The organism is Stenotrophomonas sp. GL_111, assembly GCF_057835245.1.
The window spans coordinates 2,977,579-3,004,086 of record NZ_CM174421.1 but is presented as its reverse complement, the minus strand read 5'-3'; the positions used below and the strand labels follow the sequence as shown (position 1 = coordinate 3,004,086).

Sequence of the window (26,508 nt, the reverse complement as noted above, 5' to 3'; positions counted from 1 at the left end):
TCATCGCCGATCACGGGGGGAGCCGTTATATTGGCCGCCATGAACAACCGGGCTCCGGGCGCTATGCGCCCGCTCAAGTATGCGTCGACCCTGCTGCTGGCCTTGGCCAGCAGCTCCGCCATGGCCCTGGGGCTGGGTGATATCCGGGTACTCTCCAAACCCGGCCAGCCCTTGCTGGCTGAAATTCCGGTCATTTCCGCCGACCCGGCCGAGCTTCAGAACCTGCGGGTGGCACTGGCTTCGCCGGTGACCTTTGCCCGGGTCGGGCTGGAACGACCTGCCGGACTGGTCAGCGAACTCCAGTTCGAACTCACCCGCAATGCACAGGGACGGGCGGTGGTACGGGTCAGTACCCTGGCCCCGGTGACCACGCCGTCGCTGAATTTCCTGATCGAAGCCGATTGGGGGCAGGGCCGTCTGGTCCGCGAATACTCGGCACTGGTCGAGGCGCCCAACAGCGCCCTGGCCGTGGCCGAACCGGAAATCGTCGCGCCCGCGGGCGCGATGTCCAACGCGATCGTGCGTGAGCCGGAACCGGCAACGCCTGTTGCGACCGCACCGGTCGCGCCTGCCGAAAGCAAACCGTCGCGCACCTCGGCGGTGCCTGCACGTACTCCGGCTGCGCCGGCGCGACCCGCGGCCGCAGCCGCAGCCGCAGCCGCGCCCACGGTGGCGGCCGATGGCAGCGTGACCGTGCAGCGTGGCCAGACCCTGTCGCAGATCGCCGGGGCCGTGGCCCGCGAGCAGGGCATCAATCGCAACCAGGCGATGATCGCGCTGCTGCGCGCCAACCCCGAAGCCTTCATCCGCGGCAACGTCAACCTGCTCAAGCAGGGCGCGGTGCTGCGCAGCCCTGGCACCCAGGGCGCTGCACCGATCGATGCCAGCGAAGCGGCCGCGATCGTGCGCGAGCACGCCGCACAGTGGCGCCAGGCACGCGGTGCGATTCCGCAGCCGGCCAGCAGTGGCGTGGCCACCGCGCCCGGCCCGGCCACCGCGCCGGTCGCCGCCAGCGGCGCACGGCTGGAGATCGCCCCGGCGGTTGCCGCCACCGACCACAATGCAGGGACAACCACCGGCACCGCCGCCGGCAGTGAGGGTGACATGCTGGGCAATGAACAACTGCGGCAGGCCAAGGAAGATGTCGCCACCCGCGATGCCGAGATCCAGGAACTGCGTGGACGTGTCGCCGATCTGGAGAAGCTGCAGAAACAACAGCAGTCGCTGATCGCGATGAAGGACAGCGACCTGGCCGCCGCGCAACAGCGCCTGGGCCAGACCCCGGCGTCGGCCGCACGCGATGCCGGCGGTGGCTGGTACTGGCTGGGGCTGGGGGTGTTGCTGCTGGTCGTGGCCGGCTGGGCCCTGGCCCGCCGCCGCAAGCCCTCGCCATTGCCGCCGCTGCAACGTGGTGGCCTGGATGCGGCCAGTCTGGCCGCCGCCGCGCCCGCCGCCGACTATGTCGACGAACTGGCCGCGCAGCAGGACACCGGCGAAGACCTGATCGAAGAAGTGCCCGGCGACGACGTCGTGCAGGCGCCTCGCTTTGACGACGGCCGCCGCGAACCGGTTTTCATGCTGGAACCGTTGCCCGGGCAGGGCGCTGTCGAGCCGGATGTGGCGCCTGTGCAGGCCATCGACGATGCCGACACCGCCAGCGAACCTGCAGCGGACGTGGAGGCCTTCGACGCACCGCCGGCGCACGCGCTGGAAGCGGCGGCACAGCCGTCCTACCGTGGCGTCTTCGAGTTCCCGGACGAATCGGCGGTGGCCCCGCCGATCACCGACGACGCGCATGACGCCCATGACGACGCGCCGATGCCCAGCGCCGGTCGCGACCGGCTGGAGCTGGCGATCGCCTACCTGGATCTTGGCGACGCCGAAACCGCCCGTACCCTGCTGCAGGAAGTGGCCGCCGTGGCCGATCCGCACAGCCAGGCGCAGGCGCGCGAACTGCTGGCACGGTTGGGATGACGGCCGGTTTCACCCGACGAAATAGAGGTTGACCATGCGCTACGCATTGGGCGTGGAATACGACGGCAGCGAGTTCAAGGGCTGGCAGCAGCTGGGCGAGAGCGGTTGCCCCAGCGTGCAGGCCAGCCTGCAGCAGGCGCTGTCCTCGGTGGCCGATGCGCCGATCCAGGTCACCTGTGCCGGGCGCACCGATGCCGGTGTGCACGGCGAATGCCAGGTGGTGCATTTCGACAGCGACGTGCAGCGCGACCCGCGCGGCTGGACCCTGGGCACCACCACCCGGCTGCCGCGTTCAATCGCGGTGCGCTGGTGCGTGCCGGTGGCCGATGATTTCCATGCGCGCTTTTCCGCCCGCGCCCGCCGCTACCGCTACCGCCTGCTCAACCGCCAGGTGCGTCCGGCGCTGTACCGGCAGACCCTGAGCTGGGAGCGGCGCCCGCTGGATGCCGCGCGGATGCATGCCGCCGGCCAGGCCTTGCTGGGCGAAAACGACTTTGGCGCGTTCCGCAGCGTGCAGTGCGAGGCCGTGCATGCCCGCCGCAACCTGCAGGCGATCAGCGTCACCCGCCACGGCGAGGTGGTGGAGGTCTGCGTTCAGGCCAATGCATTCCTTCATCACATGGTGCGCAATATTGTCGGTTCATTGATCCTGATCGGGTGCGGCGACAAGCCGGTGTCGTGGATGGCCGAACTGCTGGCCGGCCAGGACCGCACCGTGGCCGGGCCAACCGCACCCCCGCAGGGATTGGTATTCATCGGACCCTTGTACCCCGACAACTGGCATCTGCCCGCCGAGGTCACCTTATGAGCCGTTCTTTCTATCGCACCCGAATCAAGTTCTGCGGCATGACCCGCGCCGGCGATGTGCGCCTGGCCGGTGAGCTGGGCGTGGATGCGGTCGGCTTCATCTTCGCCCGCGAGAGCAAGCGTCGGGTTGCCCCGGCCGAAGCGCGCGCGATGCGCCAGGCGATCGCCCCGATGGTGGATGTGGTGGCGCTGTTCCGTGACAACAGCAAGGAAGAGGTGCGCGAGGTGCTGCGCACCGTGCGTCCCACCCTGCTGCAGTTCCACGGTGAGGAAGACGAGTCGTTCTGCCGCAGCTTCAACATGCCGTACCTCAAGGCGGTGGCGATGGGCGGCAAGGATGACGTCAACGCGCGCCAGCTGCAGTTGCGCTATCCAAGCGCAGCCGGTTTCCTGTTCGACAGCCACGCCCCGGGCGGCGGTGGCGGCACCGGCGTGGCGTTCGACTGGACGCGGCTGCCGACCGGCCTGCACCGGCCGTTCCTGCTTGCGGGCGGGATCACCCCGGACAACGTCTTCGATGCGATCGTGGCGACCCTGCCATGGGGCGTGGATGTGTCCAGCGGGATCGAGTCCGAGCCGGGCATCAAGGACGGTTACAAGATGCGCAAGTTCGTCGAGGAAGTCCGTCGCGCCGATTGCCACGAGGCCGACTGAGCGCACCGGTTGCTTCCGACACCGCCCAGGCCTTGCAGGACAAGGCCTGGGCCGCTGCTATGGGCGCAGCGGCTGATTTCACGTAGCATCGACAGGACATGGCGCGGCCGGGAGGGCGCGTACTCGCGGGAAGTCGGAGTGCTTCCCACTGGAAGTCGCCGTGGCAATCGGGCGGCGCGGCTGCAGGGAAGACAACGGAATGAACGAGTTCCTCAACGTCGCACTTAGCTTCCCCACGCTGCCCTACAGCATCGTGCTGGCGTTCGCCACGCTCTACTGGATGCTGGCTGCGTTCGGTGTGGTGGATGACGGCATCGGTGGCGATGGGCTGGATCTGCATCTGGGCGATGACGGCCTGCACGGCATCTCCGGCATGTTCTCCCGGCTTGGCCTGGGCGGGGCACCGGTGATGCTGGTCATCGCGCTGCTGGCCTTCTTCGCCTGGACGGTTACCTACTTCGTGCACCTGTTCGTGCTGCAGCCGCTGCCAGGGTCCCTGCGTTGGCTGGCCGGCGCGGTCACTGCCGTGCTCGCCCTGGTGCCAGCGGTTCCGCTGAGCGTGCTGGTGCTGCGCCCGATACGGCGCTTGCTGTTGCGCCTGCGCCCGGTGCCGCAGGCCTCGCTGCTGGGGCGGGTGGGCGTGGTCAGCTCGCCACGCGCCGATGCACACGTGGGCTACGCCACGGTCGATGACGGTGGCGCCGGGCTGATCCTGCACGTGCGCCTGCACGGGACCGACCATGCCGCACGCGGTGACCGCGTCGTGCTGCTGGAATACCTGGCCGAGGCCAATCTCTATCGGGTGGCCCGCGAACGTGACCACCATGCACTTACTTTTCAAGACAGCCTGGTTTCGGGCGACAAGGAGATCCACCGATGAGCTTTGCGACCTTGGCCCCCTTCGTGATCGGGGTCGGCATCCTGCTGGTCCTGCTGCTTGGCCTGGCCGGCCTGTTCAAGGCCTTCTACCGCAAAGTCGACCAGGGCGTGGCCCTGATCGTCAATGACATGAGCGCGCAGCCCAAGGTGCATTTCACCGGTGCGCTGATCGTGCCGGTGCTGTACCGCGCCGAGCTGATGCGGATCAGCCTGATCACGCTGCAGATCGACCGCCGCGGCAAGGAAGGCCTGATCTGCCGCGACAACATGCGTGCCGACATCGCAGTGGCGTTCTATCTGCGCGTCAATGAAACCCAGGCCGACGTATTGCGCGTGGCCAAGGCGATTGGCGCCGATCGCGCCTCGGACCGGCAGGCGGTCGATGAACTGTTCAACGCCAAGTTCTCCGAGGCGCTGAAGACGGTCGGCAAGAAGTTCGAGTTCACCGAACTGTTCGAGAAGCGTCAGGAATTCCGCGACGAGATCATCGCGGTGATCGGCAACGACCTCAACGGCTATGCGCTGGAGGACGTCGCCATCGACTACCTGGAGCAGACCCCCAAGGCGCTGCTGGACCAGAACAACATCCTCGACGCCCAGGGCATCCGTAAGATCACCGAGCTGACTGCCACCCACAACGTGGTAACCAACGAGCTGGAGCAGAACGAGCGGTTGGCGATCACCAAGAAAAACGTCGAGGCGCGCGAAGCACTGCTGGCACTGGAACGGCAGCAGGCCGAAGCCGAGGCGCGGCAGAAGCGCGAGATCGAGACCATCCGTGCTCGCGAGGAAGCCGAGACCGCCAAGGTCCAGGAAGAGCAGCGTCAGCTCTCCGAGCAGGCCCGCATCGAAGCGCAGGAAGTGATCGACATCCGCGAGCAGAACCGCATGCGTGAGGTGGAAGTGGCCGAGCAGAACCGCCAGCGTGCGGTGGCGATTGAATCCGAGCGGGTCGAGCGTGCGCGCCAGTTGGAACAGGTCACCACCCAGCGCGAAGTGCAGTTGCAAGGGGTGGAGCGCGACAAGGTGGTCGAGTCCGGGAAGATGGACGTGGCCAACATCACCCGTGAGCGCATCGCGATCGACAAGACGGTGGCCCAGGAAGAGGAGCGCATCAAGGAAGTGCGCGAAGTCTCCGAGGCCGACCGCCAGAAGCAGGTGCTGATCCTGGATGCCGAAGCCAAGGCGCAGGAACTGCTGGTGCGCCAGGTCAAGCAGGCGCTGGCCGCCGAGACGGCCGCCAAGCACCGCGCGGTGGAGATCACCACGCTGGCCCAGGCCGAGCACGAAGCGGCTGGCAAGCAGGCCGAGGCCAAGCGGCTGCTCGCCGACGGTACCCGCGCCGAGCAGGCCGCACCTGGCCTGGCCGAAGCGCAGGTACGTGAAGCGTCTGCACTGGCCATCGAGAAGGTGGGTATCGCCGAGGCACGCGTGATCGAGGCCAAGGCCGAGGCGCATCTCAAGCAGGGCACCAACGAGGCCCGCGTGCTGGCCGAGAACCTGCAGGCGCAGGCTCAGGGCGAAGAGCAGATGGGGCGGGCCCGTGCCACGGCCACCGAGTCGGTCGGTGGCGCCGAAGCCGGCGTGGTGCAGAAGAAGCTGCTGGCCGAGGCCGAGGGCCTGGTCCGCAAGTTCGAAGCCATCGCCTCGCTCAGTGATTCCGCACGCGGCCATGAAGAGTTCCGCATGATGCTCGACAACAGCCTCAAGCAGGCGTTGGCTTCAATTGAAGCGGGCAAGGAGGTCTCGCGCGAGAACGCCGGCGTCATTGCCAGTGCGTTGAGCAATGCCGATATCGACCTGGTCGGCGGCGACGGTGGCATGTTCGAAAACCTGATCAAGGCCGTTTCGCTGGGCAAGTCCATCGAAGGGCTGGCCGACAAGAGCCCGATCGTGCAGGAGCTGATGCAGCGCTACCTGGGCGTGGGTCACCGCGAGCCGGCACCGCGCAAGCTCACCGAGCAGCCTGCCGAGGCCGTGGCCACTGTGACCACGGCCGTGGTCGAAACCCGCTGAGCCCAATGCAGCAAGCAGGCCGTGGCCAGCGCGCCACGGCCGCGTCATCACCGGCCGGCACGTCCGGCCGGTTGTCCGTGAGCCGGAAGGAAGCCGATGTCTGATACCCCTCAACGTTCCGCGCCGTCCGTCGCGGATGCCACCGCCAGTGTCGACCAGGCCGTCGCCCAGGGCGGAGCCTACGAGGTGCTGCGCCGACGCCTCGGCGAGCAGGGCAATCGCCTGCGCGGCATCGCCGATACGCTCAACGGCCAGCGCCTGGCCGAGTTCGGCGACAGCCGGTTGGAAGTGGCGGGGCGCTTCCGCATCCGCAGCGAGAACAACTGCGTCGGCCGCGACATCGTCCAGGTCGGCCCGGACCTGCTGCTGTTCGGCTACAACGTCTTCATCGGCCTGAAAACCCAGACCCGGGTCGAGGACGTGTTCGGCCTTTACCGCCTCGTGCAATCCAACGAAGGCTACGACGTGGCAGCGGTCGAGCTGAAGGGCAGCTTCCTGGCCCAGCCTGGCTTCGTGCATGACTTCGGTGAGCTGTACGCCTACTACAAGCATGCACGCCTGCTGCAGTTGATCGTGGTTGGCGACAAGCTGCTGGCGGCCTTCCAGATCGGCGAGCGCAGCAGCGACGTGCGCGTGTTCCGCTGGTCGCTGGCCCCCGATGGCACGCTGAGTTACCTGGATGCCCGCGGCGAACGGGACATCGCGCTGCCACCGCCATTCGATTTCGAGTGGACGCGCGCCACCCGCGACATGGCGGTCAACGGCCGCCATGCACACCTGAACATCCTCGACACGCTGTTCGTGGAAACCACCGGGGGCGATCTGACCATCAAGGTGGAGAACAACACCGAGAGCGGGCAGGGCATTCATTCCGAACCGGTCGAAGACAGCACCCAGTCGCTGGATGATGCCCAGTTCGATTTCGCCCGGGTCGGCTCGTTGGTCCTGCTCAAGGTGCTGCCCTACCGCGAAACAGTATGGCGTGGGCTGATCTACAACACCCTCACCGGCGGCATCATCCGCAACGACGCGATCGTGCAGGCCTGCGTGCAGCTGCCCGAAGACCACGGCATCATTTTCCCCGGTGGCTACTACCTGCAGAGCGGGGAACACAAGGCGTTCGATGCGGCGATGGATGGCATGCAGTTCAAGCGGGCCATCCGCTCGCCGAACGGCGAGGACGTGCTGTACATCTTCTACGAGCGCGAGGGCGGGCGCTCGGCGCTGTTCGTTTACAACACCATCCAGCGCGTACTGCAGAACCCGGTGTTCGGGCACGGCTATGCGTTCCTGCATGACGGACGCATGGTGCTGTTCCATGCCGAAGGCAACGAACCCACGCGCATCCACGCCATGCAGATCTGGCAGACCCCGTTCAGCAGCGATGAGTTTGCCGCCAGCCGGCCGCCGGGCAATACCTTCATGGGCAGGATCGGCAATGCCGAACTGGTCCGCGGCATCTCCAACCTGCTCGACCTGGCCCGCACCATCGAAGGCGAAGACGCCTCGGTGCAGCGCTACCAGCGGCTGGTCCAGGACACCCGTCGGCTGTTCGACGCACACCACTGGCTCGACGATACGCAATGCGAAGGGGCGGTCAGCCTGCTGCGCGAGATCAGCGGCACCGGCGAGTCGGTGCTGGACGAGTATGAAAAGGTCCAGTCGATCCGGCAGCAGTCGACCCAGGCGATGACGCAGGCCCAGGCCGGCCAGAAGGCATTGCTGGCCCGCCTGCAACCGGAGAACTGGCAGGAGGTGCAGGCCTTCGTCGAAGCGCTCAATGCGATTTCGACGCAGCGCGGCCACCTGCTGACCATCCGTGAACTGCGCTACATCGACACCGCTGCCATCGATGCGATGACCTCCACCCTGCAGCAGGCGCACGAGGACATCGGTGCCGCCACCGGTGCTTTCCTGGCCGGTGATGCTGCGTTGGCGCCGCTGACCACGCGCCTCCAGGCGCTGGACGAAGCGGCCCAGCAGGCCGAAAGCGCGCGGGTGCTGGACGCGCAGCTGGAGGGCATGCGCACGATGTCCGCCGACCTGGACATGCTGTCGGCGCTGATGGCCGGGCTGAAGGTCGATGACGCCACGGCGCGGACCCGCGTGGTCGAGGCGATCTCGGCGGTGTATGCGCGCCTGAACCAGAGCCGCGCCCGTGCCGAGCAGCGCCGCCGCACCCTCGGTTCGGCCGAGGCGGTGGCCCAGTTCGCCGCACAGTTCGCGTTGTTCTCCCAGGCCATCACCAGTGCGCTGGCGATGGCCACCGATCCCGAGCGCGCCGACGAGCAGATGTCGCGGCTGCTGGTGCAGTTGGAGGAGCTGGAGAGCCAGTTCGGGGAGCATGAACGGTTCCTCGGCGATATCCTGGCCAAGCGCGAGGAGCTGATCGAAGCCTTCGAAACCCACAAGCAGGCCCTGCTGGACGAACGCCAGCGCAAGGCACGCTCGGTGCTCGATGCCGCCAACCGTATCCTGGATGGCCTGGCCAAGCGTACCGAGCGCTTCGGCACGGCCGACGAGCTCAACGCCTTCTTCGCCGGTGATCCGCTGATCCTCAAGCTGCGCGAGTTGGCCGAGCGCCTGCGCGGCTTGCGCGACAGCGTCAAGGCCGATGACATCGAGTCGCGGTTGAAGGGCGTGCGTGACCAGGCAGTGCGCGCGCTGCGCGACCGCAGCGAGCTGTTCGAGGCGGGCGGCAACGTGGTGCGGCTTGGGCCGCGGCATCGGTTCAGCGTCAACACCCAGCCATTGGACCTGACCCTGTTGCCACGTGGCGATGCGTTGGCCATCCACTTGACCGGTACCGACTTCCTGGAGGTGCTGCACGACCCGGAGCTGGCCGAGCTGAAGGCGTATTGGCAGGTCAGCCTGGATTCGGAGTCGCCGGCGCTGTACCGCGGTGAATACCTGGCCGGCAGCGTGCTGCTGGCAGCGATGCAAGGCCGCGACGGGCTGGATCTGGCCAGCCTGCAGCACAGCGCGGCCGAGCCGGAGGTGCTGGACCGTAGCGTCCGAGACTTTGCCGCACCGCGCTACCGTGAGGGCTACGAACGTGGCATCCACGACCATGACGCCACCGCGATCCTGCGTGCGCTGCTGCCTCTGCAGCAGGCAGCGGGCACGCTGCTGCATGCACCGCACGCGCGGGCATTGGCACTGCTGTTCTGGGCCGCCTGCCAGCGGCGCGAGGACGTCCTGCAATGGCCAGCGCGCCAGGCCGGTGCCGATGCCATTGCCCAGTTGTTCGGTTCCGGCGAAGGCCAGCAGGCCCTGCGCGAAGACATTGCCGCTGCATTGGCGGCGTTCTGTGCCGAGCATGTGTTGCCATTCGACAGCGCCGCGCACGATGCAGCGGCGGCCTATCTTGCTGCCGAGCTGGCCGCTGGCGAACCGGTGTTCAGTACCAGCCGCTATGCGCAGGCCCTGATCGAAGCACTTGACCAGCATCTGCAGGGCGCTGGCCAGCGCGAAACGGTAGCGCGCGCATTGCAGCGTGAGCACGATGGTTGGGCCGCGCGCTGGGCGCTGGCCGGGCAATGGCTGCGTGCGCTGTGCAGGCTGCCGGCATTCGCCGAGCACGCCGGCTTTGTTGATGAAGCCGCCGCGTTGCTGCTGGTCCAGCGCGCGCTGCGGACACGCGGCAGCAACATCGCGCTGCGGGTGACCGTGGAGGGCCTGCTGGGCGAACATCCGCGCATCGAACACGGCCGGATGAATCTGTCGCTGGATGATTTCCTGGCCCGCCTGCAGCACCACAACACCGTCTTCGTACCGGCGTTCCAGGCCTACCAGGCGGTGCGCCAACGCATCGCCGTGCGCGAGCGCGACAGCCTGCGCCTGTCCGAGTTCAAGGCGCGGCCACTGTCCTCGTTCGTGCGCAACAAGCTGATCAACGACGTCTACCTCGGCGTGATCGGCGACAATCTGGCCAAGCAGATGGGCACCGTGGGCGAGAACAAACGCAGCGACCTGATGGGACTGCTGATGATGATCTCGCCACCGGGTTACGGCAAAACCACACTTATGGAATACGTGGCGCACCGGCTCGGCCTGGTCTTCATGAAGATCAACGGGCCGGCCCTGGGCCACGAGGTGCGATCGCTCGATCCCGAACAGGCCCCCGATGCCACCTCGCGGCAGGAGCTGGAGAAGCTCAACCTGGCGCTGGAAATGGGCAACAACACCATGCTGTATGTCGACGACATCCAGCACACGCATCCGGAGTTCCTGCAGAAGTTCATCTCGCTGTGCGACGGCACCCGCCGTATCGAAGGTGTCTGGCGCGGACGCACCCGCACCTACGACATGCGCGGCAAGAAGTTCTGCGTAGTGATGGCCGGCAATCCGTACACCGAATCCGGCGAAGTGTTCAAGATTCCGGACATGCTGGCCAACCGTGCCGACATCTACAACCTCGGTGATGTGCTGGGTGGCATGGAGGCGGCCTTCATCCTGAGCTATATCGAAAACAGCCTGACCTCCAATCCGGTGCTGGCGCCGCTGGCAACCCGTGACATGGCCGACCTGTATCTGCTGGTCGAGCGGGCGATGGGCAAAGAGGTATCCACCAATACGCTCAGCCACGCTTACAGCGGCGCGGAGATCAACGAGATCGTCGCCACCCTGCAGCGCATGTTGCGCGTGCGCGACGTGGTCTACCGGGTCAATCAGCAGTACATCGCCAGTGCCGCACAGGACGATCGCTACCGCACCGAGCCGCCGTTCCGGTTGCAGGGCAGCTATCGCAACATGAACAAGCTGTCGGAGAAGATCTCGCCGGTGATGAACGATGCCGAGCTGCAGCAGCTGGTCTCGGACCACTATGTCGGCGAAGCGCAGCTGCTTACCACCGGGGCCGAGGAGAACCTGCTCAAGCTGGGGGAGATGCGCGGCACGCTGCAGCCGGACGAGCAGGCGCGTTGGCAGCAGATCAAACGCGATTTCCTGCGCAACAAGGCGATGGGGGCCGACGACGCCGACGTGGGCGGGCGCGTGGTGGCGCAGTTGGCCGACATCGCCAGCGCACTGCAGCCTGTACTGCCCACGGCTGCTCCGGCGGCCACGCCGCAGGCCGCACCTTGGCCGGCACTGCTGGCAGCGCTGGAGCGGTTGGCCGAGGTGCGTGCGGAGCCGGTGATCGCCGCGCCGGCCGCGCTGCCAGCGGCAGAGCCGCTGTCAGGACCACTGGCCGACGGCCTGCAGGCTGGATTGGCCCCGCTGCTGCAGTTGCTCGGGCAATCGCATACCCAGCAGGTCCGCACCGGTGAAACGCTGGCGCTGCTGGCGGGCTGGGTACGTCAGCAGATGGACGCCGAGCCGGCGGCGCGGCAACGTCCACGCCCGCGTCGTGCCGCCACGCCGGAAGAGCGCGCGCTGGATGAAGCATTGATGCGCCACTTCTACGGGGAGTCGGTGCCCCCCCGGGGCGATGCCACGGGCAACCAGGAGGACGCCCACGGATGAGTGCAGCGCCGCCACTGCCCGCACCGATGGCGCTGGCCGGGCAGGGCGCCGTGGCGCTTTCCCGCTACGGTGCTGCGCTGCTGCAGGCGCTACCGGCACCCGCCGTGGTCGATGCAAGCGCCGGCCGGCGCCTGGTCGAGGCGCTGGCACAGCTCGCTCTCGCGGTGCAGGCCGCCCATCCAGCAACGTTGCGCCGACAGACCGGCTGGTGGGGGCGGTTGCTGGGCCGTGACATCGAGCGTCAACTGGATGCCGATGCGTTGCAACCACGGCTGGGCGCGCTGCTGCTGCAGGCGCAATCCTGCGCCGATACGCTGGCTGCACAGCTTGGCGTGCGCGAGCAGACGATCGCCGAGGCCGCGCAGGCGGCCGGTGCATTGGAGGCCTGGGCCGATGCCGGTCGCGATCAGTTGCCGACACTGCCCGAAGCGCTGCGGGGCGTGCTGGTGCCGCGGCTGGACCATCTGCATCGGCTGGCCGCACTGCAGCGGATCGAGGCTGGCCAACAGCACCTGCTGCAGGCGCAGGATGCCGCGCTGCTGGCGCGCTTCCAGCAGATCGCCGAGGTGTTGCTGCCTGCATGGCGGCAGACCGTGCTGGCCCGCCAGGCCGGTGACCATGCGCAACGCAACCAGCAGGCGGTCGAACTGCAGGCACGGATCGCTGCCGAGGTTGCCGCCGCGCAGGCTAGACTCCCGTGAGCGATTGTTCTTCATCCGTTGCCCTTTCCAAGGAGATCCACCCATGACCCAGGACACCCCGGCCCCGAGCGCACTGACGGTGGCAGCCAACGCCGATCCACTCGATGACACCGCGCTGCAGGCACTGGGACTGGGCCGTGAGGACGTGCCCCGGATCGAGGAGATCGGGCGCGGCCTGGAAGACATCCGGCCGGGCAACCTGCAGGTGTTCGGGCGCGATGCGGCCGCCAAGACCGCCGCGTTTTCCTCGCAACTGCTCGACCAGGTGCGTAACCGTGATCTGGATGCCAGTGGCGACAAGCTCGGTGAAGTGGTGCGGATCGCACGTTCGTTGAAGCTTGATGGCCTGGCGGAGCGCTCCAGGGTGCCGCTCATCGGCGGCCTGATCGACCGCCTGCGCGCGTCCAAGGGCGAGCTGGTGCAGAAGTTCAGCGATACCAATCGCCAGATCGAGCAGCTCATGGGCGATGTCGGCAGCCAGCAGACCTTGATGTCACAACGGGTGGGCGAGTTCGACCGCATGCACGACATCGTGCGCGATGAGCGGCATGCGCTGGGCCTGCACATCGCCGCCGCCAAGCGCCGCCTGGCTGGACTGCGCAGCGAACAACAGGCCAGCGCCGGCCAGGACGAGCCACAGCAGCGCCTGCGCCAGAGCGAAGTGGACAATGCCATCCGCCTGATCGACAAGCGCGTGGGCGACCTGGTGGTGATGCAGCATGCGGCTGACCAGTCGCTGCCGATGATCCGCCTTATCCAGGCCAACGCGATCCTGCTGATCGAGAAGTTCAACACCGTCCGCGACATCACCATCCCGTCGTGGAAGCGCCAGTTCGCCATCCAGTTGTCGTTGAGCGAACAGAAGAACGCGGTGGAACTGTCCAACGCCATCGACGATGCCACCAACGAGATGATGCGGCGCAACGCCGATCTGTTGCGCCAGACCACGGTGGATACCGCCAAGGCGAACCAGCGTGCGGTGATCGATGTGGCCACGCTGCGGCACGTGCACGAACAGCTGATCGCCACCGTCGAGGAAGTGCGCACCATCCATCGCGAGGGCATGCAGCAGCGCCAGCAGGCCGAAGTGGAACTGGCCCGCCTGCGCGAGGACGTGCAGGCGCGGTTGGCGGCCCCCACCGCCGGCTGAGCGGCAACCCGACGAACGCATGACGAAATGGCGGGGCCTGGACCGACGGTCGGGGCGCCGCGTCATCACCCCAGTTGTGTGGTCAACCAGGCCGCCAACGCGTCCACCCGCGCATCGCGTGCACCCTCGGGCGTGGCCAGCACCCAGAACCCGCCGGTGGCGCCAAATCCCCACGGTGCCAACAGCCGTCCCGCGGCCAGTTCATCGGCCACCAGCGGTTCCGGGGCGATCGCTACCCCGAGTCCGGCGACGGCCGCTTCCAGCAGGTAATACAGATGCTCGAAGCCGGTGCCCAGCTGCAATTGGGTGGGCTCCAGCCCGTGTGCCAGTGCCCACTGCGGCCACGCCTGCGGGCGTGAGGTGGTGTGCAGCAGGGCTTCGCCGAGCAATGCCGCCGGCGGTTGCCGGCGCAGCCGTGCCGCTGCCGGGTGCTGCGGGCTGACCACCACGCCGATCCGTTCCGGGGCCAGTTCCTGGATCTGCCAGCCCTGTGGCCACGGTGGCTGCGCCAGCAGCAGGACCGCGTCCAGATCCTGCTGTCCGGGGGTGAAGCTACCGTCCTGGGCTGACCAGTGCAGTGGTAGCTGGGGCAGGGCGTTCTGCAGCGCCTGCAGGCGGGGAATCATCCAGCGCGCCAGGATGCTGCCGCTGCAACCCAGCACCAGCGCTTCGGGGCGTTGCTGGCGTTGCACTGCCGTTGCTGCCTCCCGGATCTGCCCGAACGCGGCCGCGCAGGCGGTCTGCATGGCCTGGCCGGCCGGGGTCAGGCGCAGTCCCCGGCCCTCACGCTCGAACAGGGCCACGCCCAGGTGCTCCTCCAGCAGCCGCAGCTGCCGGCTGATCGCGCCATGGGTCACGTGAAGCGCGTCGGCCGCGCGGCCGACCCCGCCCAGGCGGGCGGCGGCCTCGAAGCTGCGCAGGGCGTTGAGCGACGGCAGGGGCGTCTCGGTCATGTGAGTTTTTCTGACAGATATGGCCAGATAATATCGATATTCCTGTCATGACATGTGCGTTAAATTGGCAGCCTGTCTCCACCGGCTGTCGTGTCATGTCCGCATCCCCTGCAACGCCCGCATCCCCCATCCTCGATTTCCACGCCTACCCTGACGCCCAGGGCCATTTCGGCCGCTACGGCGGCAGTTTCGTCGCCGAAACCCTGATCGGGCCGTTGCAGGAGCTGGCGGCGGCCTATGACGAGGCGCGCCGCGATCCGGCCTTCATCGCCGCCTACGACAAGGACCTGACCCACTACGTGGGCCGGCCCAGCCCGATCTACCACGCCGAACGTCTCAGCAAGCAGGTCGGCGGCGCGCAGATCCTGCTCAAGCGCGAAGACCTGAACCACACCGGCGCGCACAAGATCAACAACACCATCGGCCAGGCCCTGCTGGCCGCGCGGATGGGCAAGACCCGGATCATCGCCGAGACCGGCGCCGGCCAGCACGGCGTGGCCAGCGCCACGGTCGCCGCGCGGCTGGGCCTGGAGTGCGTGGTGTACATGGGCGCCACCGACATCGAGCGGCAGAAGATCAACGTCTATCGCATGAAGTTGTTGGGTGCCACCGTGATCCCGGTAACGTCCGGCTCGGCCACGCTCAAGGATGCGCTCAACGAAGCGATGCGCGACTGGGTCACCAACGTGCGCGACACCTTCTACATCATCGGCACCGTGGCCGGCCCGGATCCGTATCCGCGCATGGTGCGCGACTTCAACGCCATTGTCGGCCGCGAGGCGCGTGCGCAGATGCTCACCGACTACGGCCGCCTGCCCGATGCGATCACCGCCTGCGTGGGCGGCGGCAGCAACGCCATCGGCCTGTTCCATGCTTTCCTCAACGATCGCGATGTGCGCATCGTCGGTGCTGAAGCGGCTGGCGATGGCATCGAGACCGGCCGCCACGCCGCCTCCATCGCCGCCGGTCGCCCGGGCGTGCTGCACGGCAACCGCACCTATGTGATCTGCGATGACGATGGCCAGATCATCGAGACCCATTCGGTCTCCGCCGGCCTGGATTACCCCGGTGTGGGTCCGGAACACGCCTTCCTGGCCGATGCCGGCCGCGCCGAGTATGTCGGCATCACCGATGACGAGGCGCTGGCCGCGTTCCATCAGCTGGCCCATAGCGAAGGCATCCTGGCAGCGCTGGAATCCAGCCATGCGGTGGCCCAGGCGATCAAGCTGGCGCGCGAACTGCCGCGCGACAAGCTGGTGCTGTGCAACCTGTCCGGCCGTGGCGACAAGGACGTGCATACCATCGCCGCGCGCGAGGGCTTGATGCTGTGAATCCACGCCTGCGCAATGGAACTGCGCTGCTGGTCGTGCTTGGCCTGGGCGCCTGCACGCCACCGGATCCGCCGCTGCTGCCGGCCGCCGCCAGCGCACCGGCCACCCTGGCACCGGCCAGGCAGCCGGCCAGCAATGACGACGATCTTGCCAACCGCCCGATCGAGGACGAGCCGGTGCCCGCACTGGCGGCCGAGCATGCCGCGCAAGCGGCCGCATCGGCGGCGACCGTGGCGCTGGACCATGCTGGTGAGATGCTGATCGGGCAACGCTTCACCGAGGCCGACGCCGACAACCAATGGCATTCGGCCGGCCTGCGCGAGGCCATGCAGGGCAGCTGCGAGTACTACGAGCGCGGCAGCCTGCCCGAGGGTGTGTCGATGATGGTGGAAGACGACCACGTGGCGCGCTTCGACCTGGCCCTGATCGACGGCTCGGACGAGGCGATCACCCAGCCCGGCCCGTTCGGCCTGCGGCTGGGCATGTCGCGCGAGGCGGCACTCAAGCGCCTGCCGGCCGGCAGTACCGTGCAACCGCATGCCTACGACCCGGAAACGGGGCAATACCTGACCTGGCAGGACCCCGGTTCGGATCTGGCGATCCGGCTGGAGATCTTCGACGGGGTGATAGCGAAGCTGTACTGGGGCGCCAGCGGCGCCGTTGAATTGATTGAAGGATGTGCCTGAGATGTCCGTTGACCGTATCGATGCCTGTTTCGCCCGCCTGCGCGCCTCCGGCCGCAAGGCGCTGATTCCTTTCATCACCGCCGGTGACCCGGGGCTGGAGGCAACCGTGCCGGTCATGCACGCGCTGGCTGCCGCCGGTGCCGATGTGATCGAACTGGGGGTGCCTTTCTCCGACCCGATGGCCGATGGCCCGACCATCCAGCGCAGCTCCGAGCGCGCGCTGGCACGCGGGGCAGGGCTGCGCTACGTGCTGGAAACGGTCGCCGCATTCCGCCGCGACGACGCCACCACCCCGGTGGTGCTGATGGGCTATCTCAACCCGGTCGAGATCCACGGCACCGAACGCTTCGCGCAGACGGCCATCGCCGCCGGCGTGGACGGTGTGCTGCTGGTCGACCTGCCGCCGGAAGAAGCCGCCGAAACCCGCGAGATCTTCAATGCCGCCGGGCTGGCGCTGATCCTGCTGGCCTCGCCGACTACGGCCGATGCGCGGCTGGATACCTTGTCGGCGATGGCGCGGGGTTACCTTTATTACGTCAGCTTCGCCGGCGTGACCGGGGCCTCCGAGCGCCTGGACAGCAGCGCCGCCAGTGCCCGCCTGCGCGACCTGCGCGGCCGCTCGACGGTGCCGGTGGTGGCCGGGTTCGGCATCAAGGATGCGGCCAGCGCCGCGGCCATGGCGGTGGAAGCCGATGGCGTGGTGGTGGGCAGTGCCCTGGTGGCCGCGCTGGCCGAGGCCGCCGACGCCAGCGCCGCCGCGGATACCGCACAGGCGTTCCTCACACCGTTGCGACGCGCTCTCGACGCCGCCTGAAGCACATAAACGTACGTACCAGAATGGTTTACGCCAGCCCCCCGGCAATGCCCGGGGGGTGCCCGAGCATGGAAACGGTGAGCTAGACTGTCCGCCTTTGCGGCCCTCGGGCCGCCCTGAACGGAAGTAGCATCCCGCATGAGTTGGCTCAGCAAGTTGATGCCGTCGGGCATCCGCACCGACAATGTCCCCAGCAAGAAGCGCAGCGTCCCCGAGGGCCTGTGGGAGAAGTGCAGCAGCTGCGGCAGCGCGCTCTACCGTCCTGAGCTGGAAGAGAATCTGGAAGTCTGCCCCAAGTGTGGCCACCACATGGCCATCCGCGCGCGTGCGCGTCTGGCGGCGTTGTTCGACGCCGACAGCACCACCGAAATCGGCGCACGGCTGGGGCCGACGGACCTGCTCAAGTTCAAGGACCAGAAGAAGTACAGCGAGCGCATCAAGGCCTCGCAGAAGAACACCGGCGAGTACGATGCGTTGATCGCCATGCACGGCCAGATGAAGGGCCGTCCGCTGGTCGCCTCGGCCTTCGACTTCGCCTTCATGGGCGGCTCGATGGGCTCGGTGGTGGGTGAGCGCTTCGCACTCGCCGCGGAAAAGGCGCTGGAACTGCGTGCCCCCTACGTGTGCTTCTCCGCCAGCGGCGGCGCGCGCATGCAGGAAGGCTTGTTCTCGCTGATGCAGATGGCCAAGACCTCGGCCGCGCTGGGTCGCCTGCGTGATGCCGGGCTGCCGTACATCTCCGTGCTTACCCATCCCACCACCGGTGGCGTGTCGGCTTCGTTTGCGATGCTGGGCGACATCAACATCGCCGAGCCGCAGGCCCTGATCGGTTTTGCCGGCCCGCGCGTGATCGAACAGACCGTGCGCGAGAAGCTGCCGGAAGGTTTCCAGCGCTCGGAGTTCCTGCTCGAGCACGGTGCCATCGACCAGATCTGCGACCGCCGCGAACTGCGTGACCGCCTGTCCGAGCTGCTGGCCATGCTCGGCCGCCAGCCGGCCCCCCCCGCGGACGCGGCGGCCTGATGGGCGCGCGCAAGTACTTCGGCACCGATGGCATTCGTGGCCGGGTCGGCCAGGGCGTGATCTCGGCGGACTTCGTGCTGCGCCTGGGCAATGCGCTCGGCCGCGTGCTGACCGAACGCAATGGCCACCGCCCGGGCCACCGCCCGGTGGTGGTGATCGGCAAGGACACGCGCATTTCCGGCTACATGTTCGAAGCCGCGTTGGAAGCCGGGCTGGTTGCCGCCGGTGCCGACGTGCAGCTGCTCGGCCCGATGCCGACCCCGGCGGTGGCCTTCCTGACCCGCACGCTCGGTGCGGACGCCGGCATCGTGATCAGTGCTTCGCACAATCCGCATTACGACAACGGCATCAAGTTCTTCTCCGCCGATGGCGAGAAGCTCGATGACGCCACCGAGCTGGCGCTGGAAGCGGCGCTGGACAGTGACTTCACCACCGCCGAGTCGGACCGCCTGGGCAAGGCGATGCGTGCGCGTGATGCGGTCGGTCGCTACATCGAATTCTGCAAGGCCAGCGTGCCGCGCGCGTTCGACCTGCGCGGGCTGAAGATCGTGCTCGACTGCGCGCATGGCGCCACGTACCACATCGCCCCGCTGCTGTTCCGCGAGCTGGGCGCGGACGTGGTCACGATCGGTGCCGAGCCCAACGGCGTGAACATCAACGATGGCGTCGGTTCGATGCACATCGACAACCTCGCCGCGAAAGTGCGTGAGGTTGGTGCGGATCTGGGTATCGCCTTCGACGGCGATGGTGATCGCGTGCTGATGGCCGACGACCAGGGCAACCCGGTCGACGGCGATGACCTGCTGTACGTGCTGGCCCCGTCCTGGCAGCGCAATGGCCGCCTGCGCGGTCCGGTGGTCGGCACGCTGATGACCAACTTCGGCCTGGAACAGGCCATGGAGCGGATGGGCATTGCCTTCGTGCGCAGCAACGTCGGTGACCGCTACGTCCATCAGGCCCTGGTAGAGGGTGGCGGCGTGCTCGGCGGTGAAGCGTCCGGGCACCTGCTGTGCCTGGATCGCGCCACCACCGGCGATGCCATCGTCAGCGCGTTGCAGGTGCTGGAAGTGCTGCGTCGCGAAGGCAAGAGCCTGCGCGAGTCGCAGCAGGGCCTGCACAAGGTGCCGCAGAAGACCGTCAACGTGCGCCTGGCCGATGTGTCGGCCAAGGCAATTGTGCAGGCCGACGGTGTGCAGGCGGCGCTGGTCGCCGCGCAGCAGGCCGTCAAGGGCCGCGGTCGCGCGTTCCTGCGCCCGTCCGGCACCGAGCCGGTGGTGCGCGTCACGGTGGAAGCCGACAGTGCCGAACTGATGCAGGCCACGCTGGACAGCCTGTCGCAGGCAGTGAAGGCCGCCGCCGCAGCCTGATCGAAGCGGTTGCGCAATCAAAAACGCCCCGGGAAACCGGGGCGTTTTTCGTTGATCCCACGAAGGCCTTATGGCCCCGGCACCATCTTCTTCTGCTTGGCTTTGAACCGGTTGAACAGTGGCGCGATCAGCGGGTTGTAACTCCACGCGATGCGCTTGCGCAGCCAGCTGGCGGGGCGGTTGCGGATCGCGAAGCGATAGATATGTTCCGGATCACCGCCCACCACGTTGCGCCCGAACGGGTGCGTGGTGTGCAGGTATTTGAACCCCTGCGCGCGCGCGATCGGCAGGTAGTCCTCGTCGAAATCGCCGTACGGCCAGCACAGCGTGTCCGAGACCTCGCCCAGCTTCTGCTGCAGCACCTCGCGCGCCATCGCCAGGTCGCGGGTGATGCCTTCGCACTTCTCCTCGCGGCTGATGTCCTGCTTCATCCAGCGCGTATGCGTATGCGTGTGGCAGTGAATCTCGAAGCTGCCCGATGCGATCATCGCGCGGGCTTCGCTCCAGCGCATCATCACGTCATCGGGGCGGTCTTCGCGCAGGATCGCTGCTTCGCAGCCGCGATGGTCCGGCGTCGCCGGCAGGGTCGCGCCGGCTTGGCCGGCATGCGGGCGTGCCGGGCCTTCGCCCATCCAGCCGGTCACCACGAACACCACTGCATGCATGCCGTACTTGAGCAGGATCGGGTGCGCGTAGACCCAGTTGTCCAGGTAGCCGTCATCGAAGGTGATCACGATCGACTTGCGCGGTACCGGCTTGCCGGCCAGGAAGCCGGCGTACTGTTCCAGGGTCAGCGAGGTCCAGCCGTTGGCGGCCAGCCAGGCAATCTGGCTTTCGAAATTCTCCGGCGACACCGTGATCATGCCCGGCGAGGGCGACACGTGGTGATGCATCAGTACCGGCACGGTTCTAGCGTTGGCCATGGCCCAGTTCCTTCAACCACTGGTGGTAATAGTGTTCGGTGGCCTCGGTGTGGCCAACCGGGGTGAAACGATGCGCGCTGCGCATCCATTCCCAACCGGCCAGGCCCATCTGCCGGCGCCGCTCGGGTTGCTCCACCAGCGCCTGCAGGGCACGGGTCAGTGCCGGCTGGTCACCCAGCGGCGCGAGCATAGCATTGCTGCCTTCCACCACCATTTCCGGTACACCGCCCACGCGCGTGGCCACGATCGGCACGCCCACATAGGCCGCTTCCAGGAACACCGTGCCGGCCGCTTCCTTGTGGCTGGCCAGGGCGAAGATGTCGAAGCCGGCCATCAAGCGGCAGGCGCCCTGCCGGTAGCCGAGCAGATGCACCTGCGCCTCCACGCCCAGTTCGCGGCGCAGCGCGATCAGCTGGTCCATCACCGGCTGGCCATCGCCGACCACCACCAGCTGCAGGTTCGGATGCTGGCGGCACAGCGGGGCGATCGCGCGCAGCAGGTCGGCATGGCCCTTCGGTTCGCGCAGGACCGCCACGCAGCCCACCACGATCTGCTGATCGTCAAAGCCAAGCTCGCGGCGCACCTCGGCACGGGTGTCCTGCAGGCATTGCCACGGATCGTCCTTGCGGGTCTGCGACCACTGCGGCGGCACCGCGATCGGCGGCACGATGCCGATACGGGCATCGGTGATGCCGCGGTGGACCAGCAACTGCTTGACGAAGCTGCTCACGGTCAGCACGCGATGCGGCAGGCCCGTGTAGGTCAGCAGCGAATTGACCGGACTCATCAGGTGACGCGAACGCACCACCAACGGCGCACCGCCGAGGCGCGCGCCGGCGGCAGCGATCAACGCGTCGCGGCGGCTGGTGGTGTTGACCACGTCATAGTGCTGGCGGCGTACCAGCCCGCGCACCGACCAGATCCCGCGCAGCAGCCGGAGCAGGCCGCCCATCTTCAGCGTATGCACGGTGAAGCCGGCTTCGCGTGCCATCTCGCCCAGGCGTGCGCCCGGCTGGCACAGCAGCGAGACATCGTGGCCGCGCTCGCGCATCGCCAGCATGTGGCGGTAGATGTAGATCTCCTGGCCGCCGAATCCCTTGGCAGCTTCCGTGTGGAGGATTTTCAGCGGCTTGTCCATCGAAGAACGGTCCATGAGTAGGCGAGGGCAAGCCTCACGGCTTGCGGAAATGGGTGAGGGCCTGCCAGGCCGCGCGCACGGCCGCGGCATCCGGCTCCTGGTCGGTCAAGGGCAGGTAGTGGCGGTCCAGTGCGGTGGCGTTGCCGAACTTGTCGAACACGTAGGTGTGATCGCCCTTGCGGATGCCGCGCTGGGACCAGCTTTCAACCAGCAGGGCGCGGTCGTCGGGGCGGGTATCGAACAGATCCAGGCCGGTGCTGTAGTCGGCCAGCGCGTTTTCGCAGCCCAACCCGTGGCGCATCAGCGTCGGCACCCAGTCCTCATGGCTGCTGCTGCCCTCGTGCAGGCCGGGCGTGCGGCCCGGCCAATGCAGCACGAACGGCACGCGCATCTGGTAGTCGGAGAAATTGCCGTTGTGGCCCCAGTAGTTCAGGCCCAGGTCGTTGAATTCCTCGGCGTGATCGCCGGTCACCAGCACGATGGTGTTGTCGGCCTGGCCGCTGTCACGCAGGCCCTGCAGCAGCTCGCCGACCAGCGCGTCGGCGTAGTGCACGGCGGTGCGGTAGCGATTGCGCTCCGGGGTGGGGTCGTGGTCCTTGTCCAGCGCCAGGAAGTCGATCCGCCCGGCCATCGGCGTGGCCAGCGCGGGGTAGCCCGGCGGCAGGTGATAGGGCGCATGGGTGCTGTCCAGGAACACAAAGCCGAACCAGTGGCCGTCGTCTGCGCGTGTCATGTCCGCGCGCATCGCGTCCACGATATGGCGGTCGCGTGCGGCCACCGGCAGCGCGGACGGCGCGGTGCGCAGCTGCCCACGGACCTGTGCGAACACCGTGCGGTCGAACTCGGGGCTGTACAGCGGCGCGCTGCCATACAGGTGCAGGTCGTAGCCCTGTTGCTGCAGCACGTCGAACAGCAGTGACCCGCGCTGCTCGCTCAGCATGCTGTCCCAGTAACCGCCCGGCAGGCCGTAGAGCAGGCCAAACAGGCCATAGCGGGTGGCATTGCCGCTGCTGTAGTGGTGGGTGAACACGTCCGAGCGCTGCGCCAGCGCCCAGGTGTTGGGCATGGTGGTCGCATCGAGCGCGTCATGGCGCAGCGATTCCAGCACCACCACCAGCACGTTCGGCTGCCGGTGGCTCTGGCAGCGCAGGGGCTGCAGCGGATACTGCAGCTGGCTGTGGCGCGGATCGGGCAGGCCGGCCTGGGGCTGGCTGTGCACGCCCAGGCGCTGCATGAAACTCTTGGCGGTGATCGGCTGGGCCCAGGGCAGGTACGCCCATTGCCGGGTGACCGCGCGCTCGCCGCGGGCGTCGTAATAGGCCGTCGCGACCTGGCCGCTGGCCATCAGCACCAGGCCCGCGGCCCAGGCCAGCAGCACCGGCCGGCGCCGTGCCTGCGCCGGCACCAGCCGCCAGCACGCCCAGGCCAGCAGCACTTCGGCCAGCACGGTGGCGACCAGCGCGCCGGCCGACTGCAGCCAGGTCTGCCAGGACAGCGCCACCTGGTCGTGCAGGGCGCCGCCGAAGACCATGTTCAGCACCATGGCATTGAGGTGGAAGCGGTACAGCGCGAAGACCTTGGCATCCACCAGCAGCAGGCACAGCCACAGGCCCTGCAGCAGCACCGCGGACACCAGCAGCGGGCGCGGCGAGCGCGGCCACAGGCCGATCAGCAGCGGTAGCACCGAGACCAGCGCGCCGAACGCCAGGAAATGGCCGGGCAGGGCCAGGGCCAGGTAGCCCAGCCCCAACGTGCCGCCGGGGTTGTCGTCCAGCGGGGTGTTGCCAAGCGCGATCGCGATCGACACCAGGGCGTTGATCGTGGTGAACAGGCTCAGCCAGGCCAGGCGCTGCCAGCGCGGGCTTGGAAAGGGGGCAGGTACGGGAGCGGATGCGTCCATGTGGTGGATCGATGGGGCAAAAAAGGGGAGGGGGGACGTGGCGTTGGCTGCGTCGTCGTCCCGTCCATGTAGCCGGGCGCCGCGCATTGTATCGGTTTGTATCAACAGGTCAGCAGTGCCATTGGTCGGATCTGGCACAATGTTCAGCCGGGCCACCGACGTGGCCCTCGACCCATCCGAACAAGCCAGGAATCGCTGTGAGCCAGATCCCCACCCTCGACATCACCCGTTTCGACACGGACCGCGACGCGTTCGTGGCAGAGCTGGGCGCGGCCTACCGTGAATGGGGGTTCGCGGGCATCCGCAACCACGGCATCCCGCAGGCCGATATCGACGGCGCCTACGAGGTCTTCAAGGCCTTCTTCGCCCTGCCCGAGGCCACCAAGCGCCAGTACCACGTGCCGGGCAGCGGTGGCGCCCGCGGCTACACCGCGTTCGGCGTGGAAACCGCCAAGGGCTCCCAGCACTTCGATCTGAAGGAGTTCTGGCACATCGGCCGCGAGATCCCGGACGACTCCAAGTACCGTGACGTGATGGCCCCGAACCTGTGGCCGGCCGAAGTCCCGCATTTCCGTGAGCGCGGCTACGCGCTGTACCAGGCATTGGACAACCTGGGGTCGCGCGTGCTGTCGGCATTGGCCCTGCACATCGGCCTGCCGGAGACCTTCTTCGCCGACAAGACCGACAACGGCAACTCGATCCTGCGGCCGATCCACTACCCGCCGATCACCGCCGAGAACATCCCCAACGTGCGCGCCGGTGCCCATGGCGACATCAACTTCATCACGCTGCTCGTGGGTGCCAGTGCCGCCGGCCTGGAAGTGCAGTCGCACGAGGGCAAGTGGGTGCCGTTCACCTCGGATGCGGACACCATCGTGGTCAACATCGGCGACATGCTGCAGCGCCTGACCAACCACGTGTACCCGTCCACCATCCACCGCGTGGTCAACCCCCCGGGCGAGCAGGCGCGCCAGCCGCGCTATTCGGTGCCGTTCTTCCTGCACCCGAACCCGGACTACCTGATCGACGTGCTGCCGACCTGCATCACCCCGGAAAACCCCAGCCGCTACCCGGAGCCGATCACCGCCCACGGCTTCCTGGAAGAACGCCTGCGCGAGATCAAGCTGAAGTAATCACGAAGAAGGCCACCGCGAGGTGGCCTTCTTCGTTGTGGCGGCTGCCTGAGCGCCATGGATGGCGCGCAATTCCACAATATCCATTTGAAATGTAAGCGTTTTCGCGGCAACGCCCATTCGTTTCATCCGTTATCATGGCCGGCTGATACCCAAAGGAGCCACCGCCATGCGCCGCAAGATCGTTGCTGGTAACTGGAAACTGCACGGCAGCCGCCAATTCGCCACGGACCTGGTCAGCGACCTGGTCGCCAGCCTGCCGGGCGCCGGTGTCGAGGTGGTCATCCTGCCCCCGCTGCCGTACCTGGGGGAGCTGGTGGAAGCCTTTGAGGGCCGGGCCATCGCCTTCGGCTCGCAGGATGTGAGCAGCAACGAGAAGGGCGCCTATACCGGCGAAGTCTCCGCCGCCATGCTCGCCGAAGTCGGCGCCCGTTATGGCCTGGTCGGCCATTCCGAGCGGCGCCAATACCACAACGAAAGCAGTGAGCTGGTCGCGCGCAAGTTCGCCGCCGCCGTCCATGCCGGCCTGGTCCCGGTGCTGTGCGTGGGTGAAACCCTGAAGCAGCGTGAGGCCGGCCAGACCGAGCAGGTCATCGCCGGCCAGCTGGCCCCGGTGCTGGCCCTGATGGGCCCTGCCGGCTTCCAGCACGCCGTGGTCGCCTACGAGCCGGTCTGGGCCATCGGCACCGGCCGGACCGCCTCCAAGGAGCAGGCGCAGGAAGTCCACGCGTTCATCCGTGGCGAAGTGGCCAAGCTGGATGCTAGAATTGCCGATTCGTTGCCCATTCTGTACGGCGGCAGCGTGAAGCCCGACAACGCAGCGGAACTGTTCGCGCAGCCCGATGTCGATGGTGGGCTGGTGGGCGGTGCCTCCCTGGTAGCCGCGGATTTCCTGGCCATCGCCGATGCGGCGGTCGGGCGCTAACAAGAATTACAGTCCGAGGACGGATTCGAAATGCTGATGTTGATCCTCAATGTGGTCTACGTGCTGGTGGCGGTTGCCATGATCGCGCTCATCCTGATGCAGCGTGGTTCCGGCGCGGCCGCGGGTTCGGGTTTCGGCGCAGGTGCCTCGGGTACCGTGTTCGGCGCGCGTGGCGCGTCCAACTTCCTGTCCAAGTCGACCAAGTGGCTGGCCGTGGTGTTCTTCGGCATCAGCCTGTTCATGGCCTGGTATGCCAGCCATGGCTCACGCCCGTCCGACCAGCAGAGCCTGGGCCTGATGTCGGCCCCGGTCGCAACGGCCCCGGCCGCACCGGCAGGTGAGCTTCCGGCCGTGCCGAAGGCCCCGGAAACCGCTGTCCAGCAGCCGGTTCCGCAGGCCACTGTGCCGGCTCAGGCGGAAACGCCGAAATCGGGTGAAGAAAAGCCTTCCGAAGGCTCCCAGACTCGCTGAAGACGGTTACAATATGCGGCGCACTGGGAAACACCCAGTGCCATCGTAAGCCCAGGTGGCGGAATTGGTAGACGCACTACCTTGAGGTGGTAGCGACGAGAGTCGTAGGGGTTCGAGTCCCCTCTTGGGCACCATTTGTTTGTAAGCGGGTTCGTCTGGCGCGCACAGCGCCAGGTAGCGGTACCCGTCCACTCCCC

Annotated in this window: 20 protein-coding genes and 1 tRNA gene; 17 read left to right on the top strand and 4 right to left on the bottom strand. The window is 67.5% G+C overall.

The genetic code is table 11. The features are described from left to right. The first annotated feature begins 39 nt into the window (after window positions 1-39). The 8 genes from AC3IPM_RS13440 (at window position 40) to AC3IPM_RS13405 (ending at window position 13,647) form a co-directional block, all read left to right on the top strand. A complete protein-coding gene (locus AC3IPM_RS13440) occupies window positions 40-1,974 on the top strand; it encodes a motility hub landmark protein FimV (RefSeq protein ID WP_489300411.1) in 1,935 nt (644 codons plus the stop codon). 34 nt (window positions 1,975-2,008) lie between these two features. Further along, window positions 2,009-2,782: a tRNA pseudouridine(38-40) synthase TruA gene (gene truA / locus AC3IPM_RS13435; protein WP_489300410.1), complete on the top strand. Its 774-nt coding sequence runs from the start codon at window positions 2,009-2,011 to the stop codon at window positions 2,780-2,782. Beyond that, on the top strand, window positions 2,779-3,435 hold the full coding sequence (locus AC3IPM_RS13430) for a phosphoribosylanthranilate isomerase (RefSeq protein WP_489300408.1): 657 nt from the start codon (window positions 2,779-2,781) through the stop codon (window positions 3,433-3,435). The genes truA and AC3IPM_RS13430 overlap by 4 nt, the downstream gene beginning before the upstream one ends. Window positions 3,436-3,634: 199 nt before the next feature. Next, on the top strand, window positions 3,635-4,315 hold the full coding sequence (locus tag AC3IPM_RS13425; RefSeq protein ID WP_489300406.1) for a hypothetical protein: 681 nt from the start codon (window positions 3,635-3,637) through the stop codon (window positions 4,313-4,315). Next, window positions 4,312-6,330 (top strand): hypothetical protein, encoded by a 2,019-nt coding sequence (locus AC3IPM_RS13420; protein WP_489300405.1) that lies wholly within the window; start codon window positions 4,312-4,314, stop codon window positions 6,328-6,330. Before AC3IPM_RS13425 ends, AC3IPM_RS13420 begins: the two co-directional genes overlap by 4 nt. A gap of 96 nt (window positions 6,331-6,426) precedes the next feature. Beyond that, window positions 6,427-11,796, top strand: a complete 5,370-nt coding sequence (locus AC3IPM_RS13415) for a DNA repair ATPase (RefSeq protein WP_489300403.1) — start codon at window positions 6,427-6,429, stop codon at window positions 11,794-11,796. Beyond that, window positions 11,793-12,497 carry a hypothetical protein gene (locus AC3IPM_RS13410; protein WP_489300401.1) on the top strand — a complete coding sequence of 235 codons (705 nt, stop codon included), beginning with the start codon at window positions 11,793-11,795 and terminating at the stop codon, window positions 12,495-12,497. Before AC3IPM_RS13415 ends, AC3IPM_RS13410 begins: the two co-directional genes overlap by 4 nt. A gap of 43 nt (window positions 12,498-12,540) precedes the next feature. Then, the gene (locus tag AC3IPM_RS13405; protein WP_489300399.1) at window positions 12,541-13,647 is read left to right on the top strand and encodes a toxic anion resistance protein; all 1,107 of its coding nucleotides are present in this window, start codon (window positions 12,541-12,543) and stop codon (window positions 13,645-13,647) included. 65 nt (window positions 13,648-13,712) lie between these two features. Here the strand turns inward: AC3IPM_RS13405 and AC3IPM_RS13400 are convergent, their stop codons facing one another. Further along, complete coding sequence (locus AC3IPM_RS13400; protein WP_489300398.1) at window positions 13,713-14,600, bottom strand: LysR family transcriptional regulator; 888 nt, start codon at window positions 14,598-14,600, stop codon at window positions 13,713-13,715. 95 nt (window positions 14,601-14,695) lie between these two features. Here AC3IPM_RS13400 and trpB point away from each other — a divergent pair, with 95 nt between their 5' ends. The 5 genes from trpB (at window position 14,696) to glmM (ending at window position 19,821) form a co-directional block, all read left to right on the top strand. Continuing rightward, on the top strand, window positions 14,696-15,931 hold the full coding sequence (gene trpB, locus AC3IPM_RS13395) for a tryptophan synthase subunit beta (protein WP_489300397.1): 1,236 nt from the start codon (window positions 14,696-14,698) through the stop codon (window positions 15,929-15,931). Then, on the top strand, window positions 15,928-16,617 hold the full coding sequence (locus AC3IPM_RS13390; protein ID WP_489300396.1) for a hypothetical protein: 690 nt from the start codon (window positions 15,928-15,930) through the stop codon (window positions 16,615-16,617). Before trpB ends, AC3IPM_RS13390 begins: the two co-directional genes overlap by 4 nt. 1 nt (window position 16,618) lies before the next feature. Beyond that, the gene (trpA, locus tag AC3IPM_RS13385; protein ID WP_489300395.1) at window positions 16,619-17,431 is read left to right on the top strand and encodes a tryptophan synthase subunit alpha; all 813 of its coding nucleotides are present in this window, start codon (window positions 16,619-16,621) and stop codon (window positions 17,429-17,431) included. Between the two features lie 138 nt (window positions 17,432-17,569). Then, complete coding sequence (accD, locus tag AC3IPM_RS13380) at window positions 17,570-18,454, top strand: acetyl-CoA carboxylase, carboxyltransferase subunit beta (protein ID WP_489300394.1); 885 nt, start codon at window positions 17,570-17,572, stop codon at window positions 18,452-18,454. Next, window positions 18,454-19,821, top strand: coding sequence for a phosphoglucosamine mutase (glmM, locus tag AC3IPM_RS13375; RefSeq protein ID WP_489300393.1), 1,368 nt, complete (start codon window positions 18,454-18,456; stop codon window positions 19,819-19,821). Before accD ends, glmM begins: the two co-directional genes overlap by 1 nt. Window positions 19,822-19,889: 68 nt before the next feature. Here the strand turns inward: glmM and AC3IPM_RS13370 are convergent, their stop codons facing one another. The 3 genes from AC3IPM_RS13370 to AC3IPM_RS13360 are packed head-to-tail and all read right to left on the bottom strand — an operon-like array spanning window position 19,890 to window position 23,782. Continuing rightward, on the bottom strand, window positions 19,890-20,744 hold the full coding sequence (locus tag AC3IPM_RS13370; protein ID WP_489300392.1) for a polysaccharide deacetylase family protein: 855 nt from the start codon (window positions 20,742-20,744) through the stop codon (window positions 19,890-19,892). After that, complete coding sequence (locus tag AC3IPM_RS13365) at window positions 20,731-21,882, bottom strand: glycosyltransferase family 4 protein (protein WP_489300391.1); 1,152 nt, start codon at window positions 21,880-21,882, stop codon at window positions 20,731-20,733. Before AC3IPM_RS13365 ends, AC3IPM_RS13370 begins: the two co-directional genes overlap by 14 nt. 34 nt (window positions 21,883-21,916) lie before the next feature. Further along, window positions 21,917-23,782 carry a DUF3413 domain-containing protein gene (locus AC3IPM_RS13360; protein ID WP_489300390.1) on the bottom strand — a complete coding sequence of 622 codons (1,866 nt, stop codon included), beginning with the start codon at window positions 23,780-23,782 and terminating at the stop codon, window positions 21,917-21,919. Window positions 23,783-23,979: 197 nt separating this feature from the next. On the opposite strand from AC3IPM_RS13360, the gene AC3IPM_RS13355 reads away from it, so the two are divergent. The 4 genes from AC3IPM_RS13355 (at window position 23,980) to AC3IPM_RS13340 (ending at window position 26,445) form a co-directional block, all read left to right on the top strand. Further along, complete coding sequence (locus AC3IPM_RS13355; protein ID WP_489300389.1) at window positions 23,980-24,915, top strand: isopenicillin N synthase family dioxygenase; 936 nt, start codon at window positions 23,980-23,982, stop codon at window positions 24,913-24,915. A gap of 169 nt (window positions 24,916-25,084) precedes the next feature. Next, entirely contained in the window at window positions 25,085-25,840 is a 756-nt protein-coding gene (tpiA, locus tag AC3IPM_RS13350) for a triose-phosphate isomerase (protein WP_489300388.1), read from the top strand. Between the two features lie 30 nt (window positions 25,841-25,870). Then, the gene (gene secG, locus AC3IPM_RS13345) at window positions 25,871-26,311 is read left to right on the top strand and encodes a preprotein translocase subunit SecG (protein ID WP_489300387.1); all 441 of its coding nucleotides are present in this window, start codon (window positions 25,871-25,873) and stop codon (window positions 26,309-26,311) included. A gap of 49 nt (window positions 26,312-26,360) precedes the next feature. Then, window positions 26,361-26,445: transfer RNA gene (locus AC3IPM_RS13340), tRNA-Leu, on the top strand. Window positions 26,446-26,508 lie beyond the last annotated feature (63 nt).

Coding starts and splice junctions, on each gene's coding strand:
- AC3IPM_RS13440 (WP_489300411.1), top strand. CDS start 40: ATGAACAACCGGGCTCCGGGCGCTATGCGCCCGCTCAAGTATGCGTCG.
- truA (WP_489300410.1), top strand. CDS start 2,009: ATGCGCTACGCATTGGGCGTGGAATACGACGGCAGCGAGTTCAAGGGC.
- AC3IPM_RS13430 (WP_489300408.1), top strand. CDS start 2,779: ATGAGCCGTTCTTTCTATCGCACCCGAATCAAGTTCTGCGGCATGACC.
- AC3IPM_RS13425 (WP_489300406.1), top strand. CDS start 3,635: ATGAACGAGTTCCTCAACGTCGCACTTAGCTTCCCCACGCTGCCCTAC.
- AC3IPM_RS13420 (WP_489300405.1), top strand. CDS start 4,312: ATGAGCTTTGCGACCTTGGCCCCCTTCGTGATCGGGGTCGGCATCCTG.
- AC3IPM_RS13415 (WP_489300403.1), top strand. CDS start 6,427: ATGTCTGATACCCCTCAACGTTCCGCGCCGTCCGTCGCGGATGCCACC.
- AC3IPM_RS13410 (WP_489300401.1), top strand. CDS start 11,793: ATGAGTGCAGCGCCGCCACTGCCCGCACCGATGGCGCTGGCCGGGCAG.
- AC3IPM_RS13405 (WP_489300399.1), top strand. CDS start 12,541: ATGACCCAGGACACCCCGGCCCCGAGCGCACTGACGGTGGCAGCCAAC.
- AC3IPM_RS13400 (WP_489300398.1), bottom strand. CDS start 14,600: ATGACCGAGACGCCCCTGCCGTCGCTCAACGCCCTGCGCAGCTTCGAG.
- trpB (WP_489300397.1), top strand. CDS start 14,696: ATGTCCGCATCCCCTGCAACGCCCGCATCCCCCATCCTCGATTTCCAC.
- trpA (WP_489300395.1), top strand. CDS start 16,619: ATGTCCGTTGACCGTATCGATGCCTGTTTCGCCCGCCTGCGCGCCTCC.
- accD (WP_489300394.1), top strand. CDS start 17,570: ATGAGTTGGCTCAGCAAGTTGATGCCGTCGGGCATCCGCACCGACAAT.
- glmM (WP_489300393.1), top strand. CDS start 18,454: ATGGGCGCGCGCAAGTACTTCGGCACCGATGGCATTCGTGGCCGGGTC.
- AC3IPM_RS13370 (WP_489300392.1), bottom strand. CDS start 20,744: ATGGCCAACGCTAGAACCGTGCCGGTACTGATGCATCACCACGTGTCG.
- AC3IPM_RS13365 (WP_489300391.1), bottom strand. CDS start 21,882: ATGGACAAGCCGCTGAAAATCCTCCACACGGAAGCTGCCAAGGGATTC.
- AC3IPM_RS13360 (WP_489300390.1), bottom strand. CDS start 23,782: ATGGACGCATCCGCTCCCGTACCTGCCCCCTTTCCAAGCCCGCGCTGG.
- tpiA (WP_489300388.1), top strand. CDS start 25,085: ATGCGCCGCAAGATCGTTGCTGGTAACTGGAAACTGCACGGCAGCCGC.
- secG (WP_489300387.1), top strand. CDS start 25,871: ATGCTGATGTTGATCCTCAATGTGGTCTACGTGCTGGTGGCGGTTGCC.